General features: G+C 67.6%; 13 protein-coding genes. 2 read left to right on the top strand and 11 right to left on the bottom strand.

Features of this window, described 5'->3' with window-relative positions; translation table 11 throughout:
• Window positions 1-78: 78 nt before the first annotated feature.
• The gene (locus JOD65_RS13925) at window positions 79-1,221 is read right to left on the bottom strand and encodes a hypothetical protein (protein WP_191195536.1); all 1,143 of its coding nucleotides are present in this window, start codon (window positions 1,219-1,221) and stop codon (window positions 79-81) included.
• A 619-nt stretch (window positions 1,222-1,840) separates the two neighbouring features.
• Between JOD65_RS13925 and JOD65_RS13920 the strand changes: the two genes are divergently transcribed.
• Window positions 1,841-2,119 carry a hypothetical protein gene (locus tag JOD65_RS13920; protein ID WP_191195535.1) on the top strand — a complete coding sequence of 93 codons (279 nt, stop codon included), beginning with the start codon at window positions 1,841-1,843 and terminating at the stop codon, window positions 2,117-2,119.
• Window positions 2,120-2,355: 236 nt separating this feature from the next.
• Here the strand turns inward: JOD65_RS13920 and JOD65_RS13915 are convergent, their stop codons facing one another.
• The 6 genes from JOD65_RS13915 to JOD65_RS13885 all read right to left on the bottom strand — a co-directional run bounded on the left by JOD65_RS13915 (window position 2,356) and on the right by JOD65_RS13885 (window position 13,360).
• On the bottom strand, window positions 2,356-3,609 hold the full coding sequence (locus tag JOD65_RS13915; RefSeq protein WP_191195534.1) for a hypothetical protein: 1,254 nt from the start codon (window positions 3,607-3,609) through the stop codon (window positions 2,356-2,358).
• A 124-nt stretch (window positions 3,610-3,733) separates the two neighbouring features.
• On the bottom strand, window positions 3,734-4,648 hold the full coding sequence (locus JOD65_RS24055; RefSeq protein WP_307821173.1) for a DUF480 domain-containing protein: 915 nt from the start codon (window positions 4,646-4,648) through the stop codon (window positions 3,734-3,736).
• 116 nt (window positions 4,649-4,764) lie between these two features.
• Window positions 4,765-5,931 carry an IS110 family RNA-guided transposase gene (locus JOD65_RS13900; RefSeq protein ID WP_204811180.1) on the bottom strand — a complete coding sequence of 389 codons (1,167 nt, stop codon included), beginning with the start codon at window positions 5,929-5,931 and terminating at the stop codon, window positions 4,765-4,767.
• A 360-nt stretch (window positions 5,932-6,291) separates the two neighbouring features.
• The gene (locus JOD65_RS13895) at window positions 6,292-9,396 is read right to left on the bottom strand and encodes a CehA/McbA family metallohydrolase (protein WP_191197319.1); all 3,105 of its coding nucleotides are present in this window, start codon (window positions 9,394-9,396) and stop codon (window positions 6,292-6,294) included.
• A 450-nt stretch (window positions 9,397-9,846) separates the two neighbouring features.
• Window positions 9,847-11,097: a beta-propeller domain-containing protein gene (locus JOD65_RS13890; protein WP_224748222.1), complete on the bottom strand. Its 1,251-nt coding sequence runs from the start codon at window positions 11,095-11,097 to the stop codon at window positions 9,847-9,849.
• A gap of 766 nt (window positions 11,098-11,863) precedes the next feature.
• Window positions 11,864-13,360: an amidase gene (locus tag JOD65_RS13885; protein WP_191197321.1), complete on the bottom strand. Its 1,497-nt coding sequence runs from the start codon at window positions 13,358-13,360 to the stop codon at window positions 11,864-11,866.
• A 15-nt stretch (window positions 13,361-13,375) separates the two neighbouring features.
• Between JOD65_RS13885 and JOD65_RS23760 the strand changes: the two genes are divergently transcribed.
• Complete coding sequence (locus tag JOD65_RS23760; protein ID WP_263575359.1) at window positions 13,376-13,504, top strand: hypothetical protein; 129 nt, start codon at window positions 13,376-13,378, stop codon at window positions 13,502-13,504.
• A 179-nt stretch (window positions 13,505-13,683) separates the two neighbouring features.
• Here JOD65_RS23760 and JOD65_RS13880 read toward each other — a convergent pair whose 3' ends face one another.
• From JOD65_RS13880 to JOD65_RS13865, 4 genes are all read right to left on the bottom strand, one after another.
• The gene (locus JOD65_RS13880; protein ID WP_191197322.1) at window positions 13,684-14,661 is read right to left on the bottom strand and encodes a hypothetical protein; all 978 of its coding nucleotides are present in this window, start codon (window positions 14,659-14,661) and stop codon (window positions 13,684-13,686) included.
• Between the two features lie 10 nt (window positions 14,662-14,671).
• On the bottom strand, window positions 14,672-15,463 hold the full coding sequence (locus tag JOD65_RS13875; protein WP_191197323.1) for a hypothetical protein: 792 nt from the start codon (window positions 15,461-15,463) through the stop codon (window positions 14,672-14,674).
• A 195-nt stretch (window positions 15,464-15,658) separates the two neighbouring features.
• Entirely contained in the window at window positions 15,659-16,246 is a 588-nt protein-coding gene (locus JOD65_RS13870; protein ID WP_191197324.1) for an RNA polymerase sigma factor, read from the bottom strand.
• 56 nt (window positions 16,247-16,302) lie between these two features.
• Window positions 16,303-19,458 carry a BTAD domain-containing putative transcriptional regulator gene (locus JOD65_RS13865; protein WP_191197325.1) on the bottom strand — a complete coding sequence of 1,052 codons (3,156 nt, stop codon included), beginning with the start codon at window positions 19,456-19,458 and terminating at the stop codon, window positions 16,303-16,305.
• Window positions 19,459-19,471 lie beyond the last annotated feature (13 nt).

Below are 19,471 nucleotides of genomic sequence, written 5' to 3'. Positions count from 1 at the left end.
CGGGGCTGGCTTTTCCGGCATGACCTCGACCATTCGCCTCCGCAGTAGCCCGGTTTACACAAAGCGCTCGCGGCCGACCTACCCGGGTGTGACCGGCGTCCACTGATATCCGTCGGAGGAGACGGAGATCGTTCGCACTCCAGTCCTGGCGATGATGACACCGCCAGAAGTGTCGATCCCCCCGGACCAGTACGGACCGAGCAGGCTAGGGGCGCCGGCTAGGGGCTCGGGCACGCGGCTCCCCGGGGCGTAGCGCCAGATCTCGCCGGGCGGCCCGCAGATCGGTTTGGTGCACGGGATGTCGGAAACGAAGAGTCGGCCGAAGAGCAGAGCTCCATCGTCGGCGTACGCGATGCCGCCGAAGTAGGGTCGGTCCCAGGGCAGCGGGACCTGGTGGAATCGTTGCTCGTCATCTGTCTGCCACAACGCGTTGACGTACGACGGCAGGTCCTGCAACCACGTCGTCGACACCGTCGCCTGCAGGTGTCCGGGCCCCACGGCGACCCCCGCTTGGCCGTACCCGAATCCTGGGCCGCCGGTGGACCTGCCTCCCGGCAGGTCGGCTTCGGTAGTGGTCCATGTGCGTCCGCGGTCGCTACTGGTCTCGAAGCGCCACTGCTGACCGCGACGCTTGAAGCCCTGGACGCCCATGATCGCTCCGCGGCGACCCGCTACGTGCTGCCACACCTCACCGAACCGGGTGCCCTCGACCGGATAGATTTCCGCAGCATCGACGTCGGCAGCCCACAACTGCCGTGTCTGGACCTCGCCGAGACCGTAGAGGACGCTGCCAAAGCGGTCGAGGTCGAGGAGCACGTCTCCTCCTCTTCGTGCCTGCGGCTCCAAGACCCGCAGAGGCTTCGTCTTGCCGTTCGGGTAGAAGACGAACGCCGGGTAGTTGATGAAGGGGTCCTGCTGCTGGGCCCTGACGGCCACCGCCCCACCGCCTAGCGGGCTGTACGACACCAAGTAGGCGAGAGCGTCGCTGATGTACATCCGAGTGGCGTGGGCCCAGTTGTCGTCGGTGGTGGCGATGACCGTGCCTTCGCTCCCCTCGCGTTGGTCGAGGAGCATCGCCACGGCGTCGGTCCGGGAGGTGTACTGGATCTCGCGAAGCTCGAGGTCCGGACCCGCGTGGTCGAGGAACTGAACCCGGTCGAGGAACCCCTCGAGCTTCTCTCGTCGCTTCGGCGAGATAGGTCCCTTCGTGGCCGGAGTCACCGAACCAGCCGATGGACTCTCGTTAGCACTCTCGCTGTCCGTGCTCTCGGGGGCAGATCTCCCACTGGGCTGGCCCGGGGAGCGTGACTCACTGCGCTGGCGGCTTTCCTCGCTGCACCCAGCGAACAAGACGACCACCGCTACCAGCGTGACGTATGAGCCAACTGCGCGCATGCCCCTCCGACAGGTACGCGGTGCTTGTCCACCTCACCTCAGAGTGCCCACAGACCCCCGGTCTCGCAAGCGTGCGACATCCAGCTCGACCACGCGAAGTGCGTCTTACCGCCGCCTGTCGGGGACATCCGAATTTGCGTGAGCGGTTACTTGTCGAACTGGACGGGGACTCAGTCACTTCGCGTGCTTCAACAACGATGGCCGTGGGCAAGCGGCGCACACGCCCGGCGCCTAACGCGAACTGCTGAGCTCTTGAAAGGCGCGGACGTCGCAGGCTGCGCGACGCCGTCGCGGTTGACAATCCGGGATCTCGATCATCGCGCCCTCTGGGGTCGACCGGGTCACGCGTGCCCAAGATCATGGCGCCGTCCTATTGGAACGATCCAACTGGCGCCCGAGACTGGAGGTCACAGCTAGCCCACATCGCGACTCCAAGGGGTTGTCCATGACCAACCAGACCCGCCTTACCGACGAGCTCAACGCCCTCTACGCCAACTACGTCCAGTCCATCAACGATGCTGTCGCGGCCGACGACTTAGTCCTCGCCGCCGAACTCGCCGACTCCTACGACCGGGACGCGATCTTGCTGATGGCCGAGCGAGAGGGGCGCCAGGACCTGCTGTCCCATTTCGGGCTGACGCAGGATGGTGGCCGCCTCACAGCGCAGCGCGATACGCCGCTGCGTCGTCTCGTGAAGAGCGTCGCTGCGTTGCGCTCCAGCTGAGCGACCGGCGCCGAGCCGCCTCGATAGCGCTTCTGCCGTTCGAGGGGTACATCCATCTCGACGTGCCCGAGGGGAGGCAACGACCTAGTTGCGTAGGCGGAGATGGATCTGCGTAGGCGGTCATACCGCCGCGTCCAGGGCGAGTGAGTCCCGAGCACCGAACCGCAGCATTCAGTCTTTCGGCCGTGGCTAGCGTCGGCAGGATCGGCCGCCGTCGGTCGAGGGCGATGTCACGCTCAGGGTTTGCGTTCGATCCGGTAGTGCAGCGTCAGGAACGGGAAGCCGAAGACCCAGAACGCGTGCTCGGCGCGGAGCACGCCGTCGTCGACGTACACGTCGAGCTGCTCCTCGAAGCCCGGCACGCCCAGGGCAGTGAGCTCGTCTGAGGTCGTGTCGACGTAGGTGAGGTAGTGCCCGGCCTGGCCATCGTTCACCCGGCTGGTCAGCCTCAGGCCTTTGTCGGGTCGGGCCTGCGGCCGCAGCGTGGCGGTGAAGCTGCCCTCGGGCACGGGGAATCCGACGCTCACGTAGCCGCGGTCGTCGTGGGTGTAGGTGGTGTAGATCCCCAGCATGATCGGCTCGTCGTCATCGGCGAACGAGCGGATCCAGCCACGTACCGACACCACACCGTCGACCCCGGTGACGGTGTCGATTCTGCTGCGGATGCCGCGCTGGGCCTCGCGCTGGTTCATGGGCATGCTGGCCTGTCCGAGCGGGCGCGCGACGAGGGTGCGGTAGAGCAGGTAGCCGGGCCGGACCCACAGTCGCCATTGCGGCAAGATATCGAGGGCGAATCGAGTGGTGTGCTCGTAGAACTCCCTCACCAACGGGTCGACCTGGCCCGGATCGAGGTCCGGACCGGCGAGAGCGTCGAGCGATGCGACGATCCCGGTGTCCGACGCGTTGGCGGTGTAGTGGGCACCTAGCTCCTCGGCGAGGCTCTGGACGTAGCCGGTGCCGACGTACCTCGATCGCGCGGGTCGCGGTACGACGAACGGCAGGTCGGCGGCGCGCACCCGTTCAGCGAGCAGACTGACCTGGGCGTCGCGGAAGACGAGCGCGGACAGGCTGCGGTAGGCGAGCACGGTGCTGCTGGCGACCGCCGCTCCCGGAGCTTGTCGCCGCGCGAGCAGCTCTCCAACGGCGAGGCCAAGGGCCGGGCCCATCGCTACCTTTTGCGGTCGTATCCCCATCAGTCCTACGACGGCGCCGGTGAAGAGCCCGATCGTCCGGGGACGTGCGCTCGCCACCTTCTCCGAAGCCCATCCCAGCGGAGCGGCCAGCGCGATGCTCACCGCGATCCGCTGCCACAGCGCCGGGATCTCGCCTTCCGCTTGGCGAGCCCGGGACGCCGCCTCGGAGACGCCCAGCCCCGCGGCACCCGCGAAGGCGGCTCCCGCTACGGCCCTGATCCCGCGATGCGCGGCCAGCGAAGCTCCGGCGATTGCCCCGACAAGGGCTGCGAAACCGACGGACGACGAGGTGGCCACGCTCGTGACCCTAGCCCGGAGACAAGCGGCGTCGTCGCGACCAGGGAGAACGGTCATACCGCCGCGAGGCCGCCGGGCCATCTACTCGGTGAACGCGCGCCCAACGCCGCGGATGACAAGACCCTCAGCTTGCGTGCTGCTGAACGACGTTGAGCACGTTGCCATCGGGAGCGCGGACGAAGAAGCGAGTCACGCCCCATGTCTCGGTTGTCAGGGGATGCACGATCTCGTACCCGCGCTCCTGTGCTTGGCGGTAGGCGGCTTCGACGTCGTCGACCATGACCGAGACCACGGGGTCCACGGGTGCGGTGGCATCGCTGGTCATCACTTGGAGCGTCGCCTTGGAAGCCGGCGAGGTGTGGCGGGCCACCCAGCCCAGGTTGAACTCCTCTTCGACTAACCCGAGGTAGTCGCTGTAGAAGCTTTTGGAGGCGGGGAGGTCGGGTACGTGAAGGTCGGCGATGATCTGCGTGACGCGGATGCGCGACGCGTCGGCACTCCCAGAATGGCTGGCTTCGCCTGAGGTCTGCTCCGGCGCGGCTCCCAGGAGGTGGATCCAGCGCGGATCCTGCTGGCCCGACCGGCGCTCGAGTTCGCACACCAGCGGTTGCGAGCGGCTCGCCATCCGGCGCAGGCAATCCTCGACCTGGCCCCGGTCGGCGAACCCGTGTAAGCGCTCGGTGCGGGTGCGCAGCTCACCCGGCGCCTGCGCCCCACGGAGCAACAGCACCGTAAGCAGCGCCCGCTCATCGGGCTCGAGGGCGAGATGCTCGTCGAGGATCTGGTGGTACTTCAGTGTCCGGCGCCCGGTGTCGGACCACACGATCCGCAGCAGCCCGCGATCCTTGAGCGACTTCGCGGTCCGCTCGACGGTCTGCTGGTCGAGGTCGGTGACGGGGTCGCGGCTGCTCCTCTGGTTGCACGCCGATACCAGTGCGTTCGCGGAGAGGGGATAGGTGGTGGGCACGGTCGTCTGCTTCTCCAGCAGGCTGCCGAGGATGCGCTGGTCAGTCGCATCGAGGACGGGGAGTTCGCTCACGTCACGACCATAGATCTGCCTTGGCACGCTTGCGGATCGAACAGCGTCCTTCCCCCGCGTGCCGGACGCACTGATCTGCCTCCCCTCTGTGTCAAGACGCTGCGGGAAGCGGGGTTCTAGGATCGGTGGTGGGCGGGTCCGGGAAGTGACTTGTCCGAAGAGCCGGTGTGGGGCTGTGAGCCGGTCGCGCTGGAGTCAGAGTCGTTGCCCCGGTGTCCTCCCGGGCCCGTCCCTTCGAGTGGTGGGGAAGATCGGACGGCGTCGTCGAGCATGGTCTTGAAGACGATGTCGGACAGCCGGCGTTTGACGCAGCGCATCGCTTCCATCGGCGCCTTGCCGTCGGCCTTCTTGCGGTCGTAGTACTCGCGCCCGGGCGTCGGGTTGCGGAGCTGGACGCGGGCCATGGTGTGCAGCACGCGGTTGATCTGACGGTTCCCGGCACGCGACAACCGGTGGCGCGTGTGGTCCCCGGAGGATGCGTCGATTGGGGCCGTGCCGTTCCAGGACGCGAAGTGCGCCTTGTTCGGGAACCGAGTGATGTCACCGACCTCAACCAACAAGCGCGCGGCGCCAGTAGGGCCGATGCCGTGCAGGTCCAGCAGTCCGGTGCCGGTGGCCGCGACCAGCTCGGTGAGCTCCTTGTTCGCGGCCTTCTTCCGCGCGTAGATCCGTTCCAGGTCCGCAACCAGCTCCGCGGCCACGCGCCGTCGGGTCTTGCCGACCACATCGCGTGGACGGACCTTGGCCAGCAGCGCCTTCGCCTGAGCCGCGGACAGGTCCCGCTTCGCACCGCCCGGGATCAGCTCGAGCAGCAGCTGGTGCAGCTGCGAGGTCTTGCGGCTGTGCTCCTCACCCAGCGAACGACGGCGGTCGACCAGCAGACGTAGGACCGCGAGCTGCTCGTCATTCACGACCGGCCGCAACCCGGCCATCCGGGTCCCGACCAGCGCGACCGAGTGGGCGTCAGTGGCGTCGGTCTTGCGTCCCTGACCGGTCGCGAACACCCTCGTGCGCGCGGACAGCTTCGGCGGGACGTCGACGACGTCCTCGCCCGCGGCGAGCAGCCGAACTGCGACGTGATGCCCGATGCCGGAGCAGCCTTCGATCGCCCAGACACGATCAGGGAACTGGCTGACATAGCGCCCCATGTCGGCGAACCCGGCTTCGTCAGTGCCGTATCGGCCGCCACCGAGGACGGTGTCGTCGGCTGTCATCACCTCGATCGTCACCGACCGTTTGTGTGGGTCCATCCCGATCACCACACGACCGCTTTCGTCCTTCATCAGCTCCTCCGATCCTCGAAACCTGTTCGGTTGTCGAGCCGGGAGGGCAACGCTGCTTCGAGCTGGACAAACCCCTCTTGAGCCTCTCCTGGCCCTGGCGACGCCCGGGACCGCGCAGGCCAGATGAGAGCCACACGACCAGCGTGGGCAGCCGATGTGAGAGCGACGACCCGGGCGCCTGGACCGAGCCTCGCCAGACTCGGTCCTGCCGTCAATGAAACAAGCAGCCGATGTGGGCTCGTTCCGCATCGGCGGCTGGGGACGCAGTTGCCGGCGGTCGTGTGATGACCAGCGTGGCTGCTCCTGTGCCCGGTCGTGTTCGCGGCGGGCAGGGCCGAGGACCTCATCCCCCAGCCAAGATCATCTCGATCCGGGTAGCGCTTTGAGGTGCACTCGATAGATGAGCTTGCTCTGCGCGCCGTCGTTCGACACCTGGACCCCGGCCTTGGGGTCCTTCAGTGCGGGATCGAAGACGAAGCCACTCGGAGCGTCGAAGGTGAGCGTGTAGATGTAGTTGATGTTCTTCTTCGCCACGGAGTCGAAGTTGCCGCCCGTGAGCTTCCAATCGGCGAAGAGGAAACCTGACCATGGGCTGGTGGTCATGATCGCCGTTCGCGGTTGCTCGATGACGTTGCCGACGGTCGGCACCTCTGGGTAGCTGATGATGGGTTCCACCTCGGTGATCGTCTGCGTAGTTGGGACGTCGGGCCCGTTCACCCAGATGGGGTTGGTGATGGCACGTCGGTTGCCCGCGGAAGTGACGGCGCCGAGAGCGAACCACTGCTTGCCTTGGACGCCGTCCAACCTGACGGTGAAGTCCTTGGACGTGGCCAGGTCACCATCGGTGTAAGTGGTGCGGGAGATCAGGTTGGTGAGTCCGTTGAACCCACCTGTCGAGGTGCCTGTTCCGGTGCTGCCGAAGACATAGATGTCGGTGATGTTGTTCAGGGCTGACACCTTGAAGTCGGCCGTGAAGGTTCCGTCCTGGTCCGCCCGGTACGTCTTGCCGAACAGCTTGCCGGTGGTGGGGGTGATGAACGCACCACTGGAGACGAAGCTGTGACCGGCCGCTTGGTTCCTGCTGAACTCGAGCGAGAACTCGTCGAAGTCCGCCGCACTCTTGTCCTTGCCGTCCTCTACGTGGACGTACGACCGTTGCCCACCGCTGCCCGTTCCTTGACCGGAGTCGTGGATGTCGGTGGAACCATGGATGTAGTGGGGCCTGTTCACCTCCACCCCACGGTGAGTTCCGCCGGACAGGAACGCGCTCCAGAAGTCGAAGGCTTCGTTGATGGTGGTGGTACCGAACCCCTGGATCTCGATGCCGTCGAAGTCTCCGCTCATGCCACCGGGCACGGTGTGGTCGTCGTCCGCGAGGAAGAGCCCGTAGGAGCTGTTGGGGTGGTTCACGCCGATGGCGATGCCGTTTTGGTGGGCGTCATCGAGGATGCCCTGGTGGTTGGTGTTGGTGTTGATGATGGGATTCACCTGGTCGCAGTCACGGAAGCGGTCGTAGGCGTAACCCGTGAGCGGCATCATGTTGTGGTGAGCCCAGCTCGGCGTGATCTCTTCGTTGGGCATGTAGCCGGTGGCGCCGAGCTTTCGTGACCAGGTGTAGACGGGGCAGTTGTCCAGGACGAACTGGTGGTCGGCCAGGGACATCACCTCCAGTCCAGCGGTCGCCTGCGCGTTGGCCGACACCGCGGGCGGGGAGAACGCATCCATTCGCCCGCCGTGATGGTGGTTGTCCACCCCGAACCAGTCCGTGGGGGCGCTGAGCGGCTTGGTGATGTGGACGGTCGGGGTGGGATCGGTTGCGGTGTTGCCGGTGACGGTTTGTGTGAACGTCGAGGAGTTCGTGGTGTAGGAGTAGAAGCCGTAGCCCTCACCCCGAGCGGTGGCCGAGTAGTTGCCCGGGGCGACCATCGCGGTGACCACGCCCTTGTTGATCGATCCGTCCGGGTTGCGGTCGGAGAAGTAGTAGTTCTCTCCGGTGTAGATCATCTGGGGCAGGGCGCCTACCGAGATCCGTCCCCAGATGGGATCGCCGTTCTGGTCCTTGAAGGTGAACGTCACAGGCACCTTGTCGGCGCCTGTCTGCAGGGCGACACCCCCCGCGGGAACAGTGGCGCTGGTGAAGTTGGCGGTGGGGGTCCCGGGAACGGTGCCCTTCTTCTCGACACGGAGGTTGTAGGTCTGGGTGGTGTTCTCGTTGGGCAGGTCGAGGCTGTAGTGCCCGTTCGCGTCGCCGATCACCGAGCCGAACAGCGTGTTGCCGCGGTACACGATGACAGTGGGATACGGCGCCGGAGCTCCGGAGGCGCTGGTGACGGTCCCTGAGACGTTGAACGTGTCCAGGCCCTTGTAGTCCGCCCAGAAGTCGTAGACCTTCTGCCAAGATGCCTGGTCGTCGATCATCAGGTAGGACTCGTAGAGCCGGGTCTCGCCCGCAGCGTAGGGACGATTAGCGGCCGAGAACTGGAGCTGGCGATAACCCCTGGCACCATCGATCCCGCTAAAGGGGTGCGTCCTGCCGTCCGACCCGAGGTTGGTTCCGGGAGAGATCAGGGTCGTCGAGAACTGGGAGGTGGGCTGTCCGCTGTCGTCGGTGACGAAATTGAAGGTGTTGGCGGCGCTCAGCGCGGCCACCGGCTTGGTGTCGATTCCCACGCTGCCCTTGTTCGAGATGACCACCTCGTTCTGCGCCTCCGTCGAAAATGCGGACCCGTTGTTGTGGATCGTGTCGAACCAGTAGGCGTAGTCATTGCCCGGCGCGATGCTGTAGTAGGAGATCACGTCGAGGTCGCGGGGGGTGGACACGCCGTTCAGGTTGTAGGGGACGGTGAACTTCCGCGTCACCTGCACCGCCGGCATGCCGTTGACGTCGTCGATCGCCTTGGTCTCGAAGTTGTAGCTGACCAGGTCGAACGAGACCATGCCGGCATTCGACGGGGCCCACGCGTCCCAGGTGTTGAAGAGGAACTGAGCGGTCAGGACCGAGTCATCGCCGAAGGTGGCGCTCTTGAGGTCGGTGCTCCCATCGGGCACCGTGACGCGGCCGGCGTCGAGGATCGAGCCGCCGGGGTACCCCCAGGGATCGTCAGTCCCTGCCGCCAAGACGATGCCGACCCGGTCGTTCATGATGAGGATGTCGTAGGGGTGAACGCCGAAACCCCCTCCGAAGACGGGGGTGTCACCGTCCGCCTCGTCCCCCAGGTAGGACTTGACGGTGCCGATGTACAGGTCCTGCGTCGAAACGCTGCCGCTGGCGATGGCTGCATCGATGGAGAACTTGATGGGGTTGTCAGGGTCGTCCTGGACGACCCTGTCGCCCGCGGCTGAAGGAAGAGCTGTCTGAACGGCAAGCCCGTCCTTCGCCAAGGCTGGGGCGCTGGCGACGCCGAGACTGAACAGCAGCGCCAGGATGACGAAAACTCGCGATCGGGCTTGGCTGGCAAAGTTCATCGTCGGCTCACTTCCGGATGGGTGACGCTTTCACTGGTGTCACTTCTGCCAACCCGAAGCGCTGGTTGCGTATGAGGCAACATCGCGCGCTTCGCGCAACATCTGCACAATGCTCCGTCCCTGGGACCTCGTCAAGGGAGTGCGCAAGGAGGACGAAGTCACCACTCGGCCTGTACTTCTACCGCGGCCACATCACGCTCGACTGACCATCGTCCCGTCCCGTCACGAAGGGCCGGACCAAGCCGTCACGCCCAGCACGTCGCCAACACCCACAGGCGACCCTGACGGGCCTGAGTGTGCGTCACACCGCCGCCTAAGGGTGTGCTGACACATGGCAGCGGGCGCGGGGGCCTAGGGTGCACTCCCCAACGGTGCCGGACACGCCACGATCTTGAACAACGGGCGAGTGCCTGCCGACAAATTCCTCCGATGGTCGAAAGCTGCCTCTCGCTACCAAGCCACGTACGCGATGGTCCGGTTCGGGACGAGGAGTTCGCGCCGACCGCGCGCGTCGAGATTCCACAGACCCGCACGCGGCGCTGGGGAGGCGCGACGCCCGTCGCTGTACCAGGCGAGGCGCCCGTCGTCGGACCAGCTTGGGCTGTAGGACATGCCATCGGTGGCCGCCAGCTCGCGCAGATCACTCCCGTTGCCTCGCACAGTCAGCACCTCAGCGGATCGCATCCACCACGGACCCTGCTCGTGGGTGAAGGCGATGGTGCGACCGTCAGGTGACCATTCCGCTTCCCTCTCCGCACCGCGCAGGCGCGTCACCCGCCGAAGACGCTCGCCAGAAGGCGAGATAGTCATGATGTCGGTTCGCTGAGTGGAGAAGTCTTGACTGAACGCCACGACTCGGCCGTCTGGGGACCAGGCCGGATCGCGGGGGCAACATCCCACTTCGATCGGAATTACGCGGCGGTGGCCCGTGCGTAGATTGAGGATGGTCAGTCCCTCGGAGCCGCCCCAGGCCAGTAGCCGTCCGGACGGTGCCCATGTGAGTCCTGCAACGCCGTAGGACTTGGCGACCTTGCGGTCGACGCCGGAATCAACTCTCAACACCCGGATCCCGCCGTGGAGGGTCGAGTAGGCGATGCGCTTGTGATCCGGTGACCACTCGGGGTTCTGAGCTCGCCCGTGCTTGGTGAGACGTCGCGAACGGTCCCCGTCAGGACGAACGACGAACAGATCGAATCCAGCGTCGCTCGCAGCGACGTACGCGATCCTTCTCCCTGACGACTCGGGGGCGGCGGGGGGCGCAGTGGCCCCAGCCTCGAACCCAGGTCGCCAGGTCGGGTCTTCACCGCCACGCACGACGAGGTGCCGGTTGCGGCCGTCGCGCGACGTTGTCCAGATGCCTTGCATGCGCGGATACCCAAGGGCTGCACTCGTGAAAGCGATCGCCCGACCATCCGGAGACCAAGCGGGGTCGTCGTCCGTTCCGGGCTGCTTGACGACGGGTGTTCGGGCCGTCCCATCTGGGCGGATGGAGTAGATGTCGCCACTGACCTCACCGCCGCGACCGTCGTACCGCTCGGCGTACAGCAGCGCTGACCCATCGCGCGACCACGCAGGACCGGTCCCCGTCGGGAAGGTGTTGGGGACAGCCCTCAGGCCGGTCCCATCAGGATGGACGACGAACAACTGTCGGTAGTTCGTATAGCCGTCGCCCTCCGGGCTCCACCCGGTGAAGACGATCAAGGACCCGTCTGGGGACCAGTCTTTCTGCCCGACGCCGATGTGGATCCCGTCAGTCGTAGGTGGCACGATCGTCGTGACGTGATGCGTGTCGAGCTCGACAGCGCACAGGGCGCTGTCCTCGTCGCAGCTGTAGGCCAATCTGCTTCCATCGGGCGACCACGTGGGACTCGAGCCGGTCGCCACCCATCTCCGAGTGGTTCCGCCCGCGCTCATGACCCCAACTCGGTTCTTCCACCAGAACGCGAGCTGTGATCCGTCGGGGGACCACACCGGCCCGAGCCCTCCGCCAGTCGTGAGCTGACGGCTCCGTGACCCATCGGTGCGGATCGTATGGATGTTGGGCACACCATCTTGGCCCCAAGCGACGTAGGCGATCATCCCTACGGTCGCCGCCTGCTGCAGGGTCCTAGGCACGAGACTCGAAGGCAAGTGCGCATCGACTGACGGGCCGCCCAACATCGTCGCAGCTAGAACGCACAGCGCGACGAGCCGGATGTGCATCGACACCACCCAGAGCAGGAGGAATACCTACGTCAGTAGAGCACCACCAAGGCTCTGCGTGCCAGTGCCAAGGGGCAGGACGTTGACGCCCCCGACCTAGCCTCTGCCTGGATGAGCAGTACCCGGACTAGGCGCCAGGGCGGCTACAGGCGAATCGGCGGCGACGGTCCAGGCGCCCTCAGGTCACGGTGCGGCGACGCCCCCAAAGAGCACCTGCGTCATACCGCCGCCCTTGCGCTGACTTCCGGTTGCACGGTCCTACGCGTTAGACGGTCAGCGCCGGGTCGAGATCGGCGTACCGGTGGAACCAGGGCTGTGCCTGCTCCAGCTGCGCGGCGAGCCGGAGCAGGAGACCGTCCGAGGCAAGGGAGCCGACGAACTGCACCCCCAGGGGCAGGCCGGTGGCTGTCCAGTGCAGAGGCACGGAGATGGCGGGGCGGCCGGTGAGGTTGGCCAGCTGGGTGTAGGGCACCCAGCCCAAGTTCTCGGCGATGAGCTGGTCGAGGATGCCGGTCGCGTTGAGGAGCTTGCCGGCGCGCACCTTGGCGATGATCCGCGAGGCCCGCTGCAGCATCGGCGGGGTATCAACAGAGCCCACCTCCAGCGGCGGCTTCGCCAAGGTCGGGGTGAGCAGCAGGTCGTAGCGCTGGTGGAAGTCGTCGAGCGCTCGGATGTGCCGGTTGACGTTCTCCAAGGCGGCGAAGAGCGCCCCGACTCCGGCGGCGCGGCCGATCTCGGCTGCCGCGAGCGAGTCGGCAGCGAAGGCGCTGTCGGGCGAGCCGAGTCGGTGCTTGATCAGGCTGATCTGGCCGTGGAGCTGGGCGAACCAGATGCTCAGGAAGTCACGGGCCAGGGCGTCGTCGTCGTGCGGCGCCTCGACTTCCTCGGCTTCGTGGCCGAGCTCGGCGAGTAGGCGAGCGGCACCCGCGACCGCGGCGACCGCCTCGGGGTCTGGGCTGGGGTTGATGGCCGAGGAGACTGTGAAACCGATCCGCAGACGCGCGGGTGGGCGGTCGAGCTCCGGAAGGAAACGATCGGGGGTCGCGGCGGCGTACGCCGCGTAGCGGGTGGGCGCACCCACGATCGCATCGAGCAGTGCGGCGCTGTCCCGGACGCTGCGGGAGACCACGCCCTGGGTGACCATCCCGAACATCATCTCGGTGCCCTGCGGACCGTAGGGCGTGAGGCCACGGCTGAGCTTCAACCCGACCAGACCGTTGCAGGCGGCGGGGATGCGGACCGACCCGCCGCCGTCGTTCGCGCCGGCCGCCGGGACGATGCCCGCGGCGACCGCGGCGCCCGAGCCACCGGACGAGCCACCCGGAGTGTGGGCCAGGTTCCACGGATTGCGGGCCCGCCCCAGCAGATCGTCCTCCGTGATGCCCTTGGCTCCGAACTCAGGGGTGTTGGTCTTGCCGAAGACAACGAGTCCCGCGTCAAGGAAGCGCTGCGTGACGAGTGCGTGCTCCTCGGCCACGTCGGCCACCAGCGCGTGGCAGCCGTTGGTGGTGGGGAACCCGGCGTACTCCTGGGCGAGATCCTTCACCAGGAACGGCACGCCTGCGAAGGGACCCCTCAGCGGCTCGGCGGCCCGCGCATCAGCCACGTCGTCCAGCCTCCTGGTGATCGCGTTGATCTTCGGGTTCACCTGGTCGGCACGCTGACGTGCCAGGGCCAGCAGCTCAACCGGAGTGACCTGCTTGTCGGCAACCAAGGCTGCCAGGTCGGTGGCGTCAGTGATCAGGTAGTCGTCAAGGTGCACAGCGCGAGTGTAGGAGTGCGCCATCACCTGCTCCTGACGTCAGACCCGAGCCGGGACGACGAGGGGCCGATCGAGGTGGGGCTCACCGAGGACGGCTCCCACACCCGCATGGTCGTCGAGGACCGCGGTCTGCCGAAGGCGTAGCTTCCGTTCCACGCCTCCGGCTGGGGAGTCCCCTCGAGGATCTCGGTCAGTCGCAGGAAATCGATTGATGTCCCCCTGGCCTGCGTGTTGACGGTTCGGCCTCGTGGAGAGGTCTCGTCGAACGACTACCGACGGCGGCTCGCATCGTGGCCGAGACGATGCTGCTCCAAGACGTCCGGTCAGTACGTGGGCGCTCCCTCCGCGCGGCGTTGGATGGTCTGCATGAGCCAGTAGACGCCGAGGAGGACGATGAGGATCGCCTCCAGGACGAAGGTGGCGTGGGTGTCGAGCCAGCCCCCGAACCAGCCGTCGAACCAGTCGAGCCGGTCACCTCCCTTGACGACGATCGCGGTGAGCACCATCAGCGTCCCGAGTGAGCCATAGAGCCAGACCCATCGGTCCCAGTCGGCCACCGCCTTCCACCGTCGCCACCAGGGCACGGCCTCGTCGGTGCCGCGGGCCGACTCGGCTGCCGCGGTCAGGACGGCGACGATGATGAACCCGACGCCGATGTTGGCCGACCAGCCGTGCAGCTCGTGGTTGAAGAAGCTCGTCGGGTCGTCCGCCGCCTGGAACAGGTAGACGTACACACCCCACGCTGCCGCGGCGAGCACCCAGGTGGCTGCGTACCCGATCGTCGCGGGGCGAGACAGGCTGGGCGCGGAGTCACTCAACCGTCGTCTGAGCGCCATGAGCAGGGTGAAGACGAGGACCACGGCGACGACGATCAAGAACGCCCAGAAGGTCGACCGAACCGTGTCCGCGTGCTGGAGGATCAGGTCCTTGTCGGCGACGCTCTGCGCCTCCGGATCGACGCCTGCGTCACGGAGCTCGGGTGGAACGCTGCAGTAGTTCGCATCGAGGGTGGGCACGATGGCGACCGCCATGAGCAGGAGTCCGGCCAGGTTCAGCGCGGCGTCCTCGACGATCGTGTGTCCCCACATCACGATCATCGCGAAGCCGATGAGGAGCAGCGCGCCGACGAAGACAGGCATCACCGGCGTGTGGAAGTACGCGCTCAGTGAGCGTTGCGTGCACCAGTCCGGCTCGCTCGCGATCTCCTTGCCGACCGCGAGGAAGAGCGCCACGATCACGGCGATCACGCCGATCCGGATGCCCATGTAGGTGCGCAGGGCAACCGGTGGAATCTCAGGCATCGCGACCTCCTCACACCAACGAGAGCAGGCTACGGCCGAGCCCGAGCCAGTCGTCCAGCAGACCGAATGGCCAGGCGACCAGCGCCACGAGCCAGAACAACATGACCAGCGCAACCGTGAAGACCGCGCTCAGCCCGTTGCCCGTGGCCAGGGCAAGGACCACCCCGAGCCCGAGCAGGATGAAGGCGACAGACACCTCCCCCAAGCCCGCGAGCTCACCGAGCGCGCTGAACGGCTGGAGCCACTGCAGCACCTCCGCCAACCGGGCATCGTCGCCACGCCAGACCGCACCGACCTGCGTGATGGTGAATGCCGCCACCGTGGCGAGGAGCGTGCCCAGCACGACGGCACTGGCCGGGTGGGACAGCATCACGCGCGTCAGCAGGTTCGTGGCGACGTCATCGACGCTGTCGTCGGGGTCGACAGCCACGTCGTACGACGGCCGCTCGCCTCCGCGCGAGCGCCAGGCAGTCACCCAGGACACGACCGCTCCGGCCGCGAGCATGGCGGCGAGCACGAGCGTGAACGAGGTCGCCAGGAGTCGCTCGTCGGGGACACGACGATCAGTGACGGGAACGGCACCGAGCAACAACAGCGCTCCGATGCCGGCCATCGACCCGAACCCCACGAGGGCGAGCGTCAGCTCCCACCGCCGAAGGGGCCGTTCCTCCGTGATGGTGTTGCCCTCCATGTCGGTCGTCGTGACCATGACCGGCCGGCTCGGCCTCGCCGCCATGCCGACCAGGGCGGCCGTTCCCCCAGCGGCGAGCGCGAGACCGAAGAACCCCCACAACCAACGCATGTCCACCTCCACGTCACATCCAGCGCCCGAGCGCCCTCTTGCCCACGTCGACGACGGGCAGCCTGACCCCGCAGCGCGAGCAGTGAGCCCGACGGCACCCCTCGAGGGCTTGTCCGCAGTAGCAGGTGCGTGGCACGTCCCGGCTCGACCGCGCGCACGCAACTGCCTGCTCGGCACCCGTCCTGTCCTCGCGGTTCATGCGCAGACTCCGTCCACGAGCCCGTGCGCCTGGAGCGCCGAGCGCAGCTTCGCCAGGATGCGAGCCCTGGTGGGCCCGATGCTGCCGACCGGCATGCCCGTGAGCTTGCTGAGCTCCTGGTAGCTCAGCGCCGGGCTCGCGTGCAGCAGCTGCAGCAGCTGCTTCTGCTGCTCGGGAAGCTCAGCCAGGACGAGCCGGACGGCTGCCTGGTGCTCGCGCCGGATGAGGCTGCGGACCGGGCACGTGTCGTCGTCGTCGTCCGCTCGCTGGTGCACGACGCGCCATTCGCCCAGCACCTCGACCGGCTTCTCCCGCTGCGAGGCACGCACCTTGTCCGAGCAGATGCGGCGCACTGTGGTGGCGAGCCAGCCAGGCAGACACGCGGGGTCGCGGATGTCGTCGATGTTCTCCAGCAGCTTCAGCCACGTGGCCTGGACGGCGTCCGCACGTTGGTGCTCGTCGAGGCGGAATCGCCGTGCGACGCCCCAGAGCAAGCGTGAGTACTCGGCGTAGAGGTGTTCCCACGCGGCGCTGTCCCCCTCGCTCGCCTGCCGGACCAGCACGGTGACCTGGTTCGCGTTCATCTCGTCTCCCTCCCTCGCGGACCGATGTCCGAGGGAAGGACGGTCGGCGGGACGGGTCAGCGAGCCGTCAGCGAGCCTCCGAACGGTCCAGACCAGTCCAGATCGTGCACATCCACCGGGCCTGGGAGGGCGCCGAGCTTCCGGTCGAGGGTGGTGGTCCGCGCGTCCTCTGCGCGGCCCTGCTCGAACAGCATCTGCCGGCACCAGTCGAGGTAGCGTCTGGCAGTCGGCCGGTCACCACGTTCGAGGTGGACGGCGACGAGGAGCTGGTACGCCTCTTCGCACTCGGGGCCGAAGCTCAACGCGCGCTCCCCCAGCGACCATGCCCGGTCCAGGTCGCCACGGGTCAGGAAGAGCTCGCCCGCCCGTACGGCTGCATCCACGAACTGGGTGCGCTTGGTGCGGCGCTCATGGTCCAGCCAGTCTCCGTCCGGCACGTCGCCGAGGTAGTCACCGCCCCAGAGGTCCGTGGCCTGGGCGAAGGCATCCAACGCCGCCGAGAGCGCGCCCTGCTCGTTGAGCCGCCACGCGTCCCGCAGGCAGCCCTCGAAGGCACGCGTGTCCACCTCCAGGTACGCGTCGTCGACCAGCTCGAGCAGCTCCTCGGTGGGCGTACGGACGAAGTACGCCGGGTCGTCCCTGTTCCGGTCGGGCTCGAGCACCTTTTGGAGGTATCCGAGCGTCACCGACAGGTTGTGCGCGCCGGCCCGCGTGTCGAGGTCGGGCCAGAGTGCTGCCGCCACCTCGTGCCGGAGGGCGCGTCGCCTCAGGGCGAGGTAGCCGAGAAGCTCTCGAACCCGACGGCGGCGCAGGTGCTCGTGGGTGACGACCACCCCGTCGCGGCTCAACTCCAAGGTGCCGAGCAACCGGAGCCGGAGGCGGTACGCCGGCAGGGCCGGCATCGTCCTCCGCAGCTCGTCGGCGGTGGCTGCCAGCGGCCCGCCTGCGGCCAGCGCCCGAAGCGTGGGCCGGGCCCGGTTGCCCAGCTCCTCGACCAGCGCGCGCCCGACCTGGTCGCCACACGCCACCCGACCCACCGCCAGCTGTACCAGCCACGGAGCGGGCAAGGTGGCGGGCATCAGCCGTCGCGCCTCACCGTCCAGGGAGGCGAGCCGCTCCACGTCGCCGTGCTCGCGGAGGTCCACCAGGGCGCGAGCCAGCGCGTGCATCGGCCGCAGCCAGCCGGGGTGCTCGTTGCCATCCCACTCGGGTCGGACCTCCGGCACGAGGACGTACATGAGGACCGGGGCCGAGGCCGAGACCTGGACCAGTGCTCCCTCGTTGCGGCCGACGGGGAGACGCGTGAGGTCGCGAACGACGGCCGCAGCCTGTGCCTCATCCCCCACCGAGACGGCGTGGAACGCCGTGGCCAGGGCCGCCGCAAACCTGCCCCACGCAACCGGGGACCGGACCACGGCGGGCAGGAAGTCCTCGAGAACCCCCTCGGCCTCGTCGGTGCGACCGAGGACGTCGAGCAACACGACTGCCTGGGTCACCAGCTCGGGCGAGGTGTGCACCTTCACGGCCTTGAGGTCGGCCAGCAGCGCAGGCAGCATCGCGGCCGGCACGTCGAGCCTGCCCTCGAGCCGGTAGGACTCGGCCAGCACGCTGCGCGAGACCGCCATCATCGTCATCACGTTGTTCTTCAGGGCCAGGCGAGCAGGCGTCCTCGCCGCCCCTGGGTCGCCGAGCTTGAGCAGCAGGACGTGTGCGTGCAGCCAGTGCTGGACCGGGTTGCGCACTGTCCCGTCCCGCAAGCCCGGCTCCCCGAGCTCCGACCGGACGTCTTCGACGCGCAGGGCCAGCACGGCACTGACCAGGGCCACCCACCCCCGAGCGTCGGGATGACCGCGCTCAGCCAGCGCCCGGAGCTGGCTCACGATCCACTTCATCCGGGCGCGGTCGCTGCGCCAGAAGGCCAGCTGCACCAGCGCATTGAGACACGCGTAGCGCACTGCCGGGTCGAGCGGAGTCGTCTCCAGGGCCCGCTCCAGAAGCTTCTCCGCGACCGCGGGGTCGGTCGGCTCGGCGATCATGCTGGCGAGCAGGAGGGCCTCGGGAGTCTGGTGCAGCTCGCGCGGCAGTCGTTCCTGCCACACCTCGAGCACGTCGTTGGGAACGAGGGGCGTGCACACCTCGCACACCTCGGTGATCAACGCCAGGACCTCGTCCCAGGCCTCCGCCCCGAGGAGCAGGTTCATCGCATCGTGGTACTGCCGCCGCCGACGCAGCACGACCCCCGCCTTGCGCAGCGCATCGGCGACCTCCGCGGCGTCGAGCTCGTTGCGCAGGGTGTCCTTCCAGGTGTCGTGCAGGGAACGCCACCCGTCGTCGGCGCGGACGACCAGGGGCAGGCCATCGAGAGTGTCGTCGAGGTCGAGGTCGGACTCCAGCAGCTGGCTCGCCAGCTCCTGATCCGCACCCCCCACGGCGGCCAGGACCGCCAGCGCACGGCGTCGCTCCTCCGAGAAGCCGGACAACAGCTCGGCCCGCAGGTAGCTGCCCACCGCGTTCACGCCCGCCGAGCTCACGCCGAACGTGGCACGCAGCTCGGCGACCGCCGGCCAGGGCGTGAGCGAGTCGACCTCGACCTCGTGGTCGAGGTCGCGCAGGCGGGCGAACTCCTCGAGCTCGGTGTGCGCGAAGTCCAACGACTGCTGATCGATCTCCTCGACCCGCCCCTGGACCCGGAGACGGGCGACGACGCGTTCCCAGGCCGGGGAGTTGCGCGGGGCGGTCGTCGATGCAGGTCGGGTGGCCAGCACGAGGTGTCCGTTGAGGGGAAGCTCCTCGATCAGCATCACGAGGAACTCCTCGCCCGGCGTGCCTGACGGAATCTCGTGGGCGTCGTCGAGGACCAGCCCGACGTGCGTCGGACTCTTCCGCCACATGGCCTCCGCCACGGCGACGGCCGCCGTGCGCGGGTCCTCCGGGACCGGCTTCGGCACCTCCAGCGCCTCGAACGCACCCCCGACCAGGAAGGAGAGGCTGGCGTCGTCGCGCTGGCAGGTGAGCCACTTCTCCTCGCCCAGCGGGGACAGCTGGTTCTCCCGGTATGCCTGCATCAGCAGGGTGGTCTTGCCACCTCCTGCGCCGGCGACCACGGTCGTGAGCGGCCTGTCGAACCGGCCACGCAACGTGGCGAGAAGCCGCGGCCGGTCGACCAGCTCGCGGGTCGCGATCGGCGGAGCGTAGCGCAAGGCCCTGCTCATGCACGGATTTTAC

This window comes from Nocardioides cavernae (assembly GCF_016907475.1).
Classification (GTDB): Bacteria; Actinomycetota; Actinomycetes; order Propionibacteriales; family Nocardioidaceae; genus Nocardioides; species Nocardioides cavernae.
This window is presented reverse-complemented; position numbering and strand designations above follow the sequence as displayed.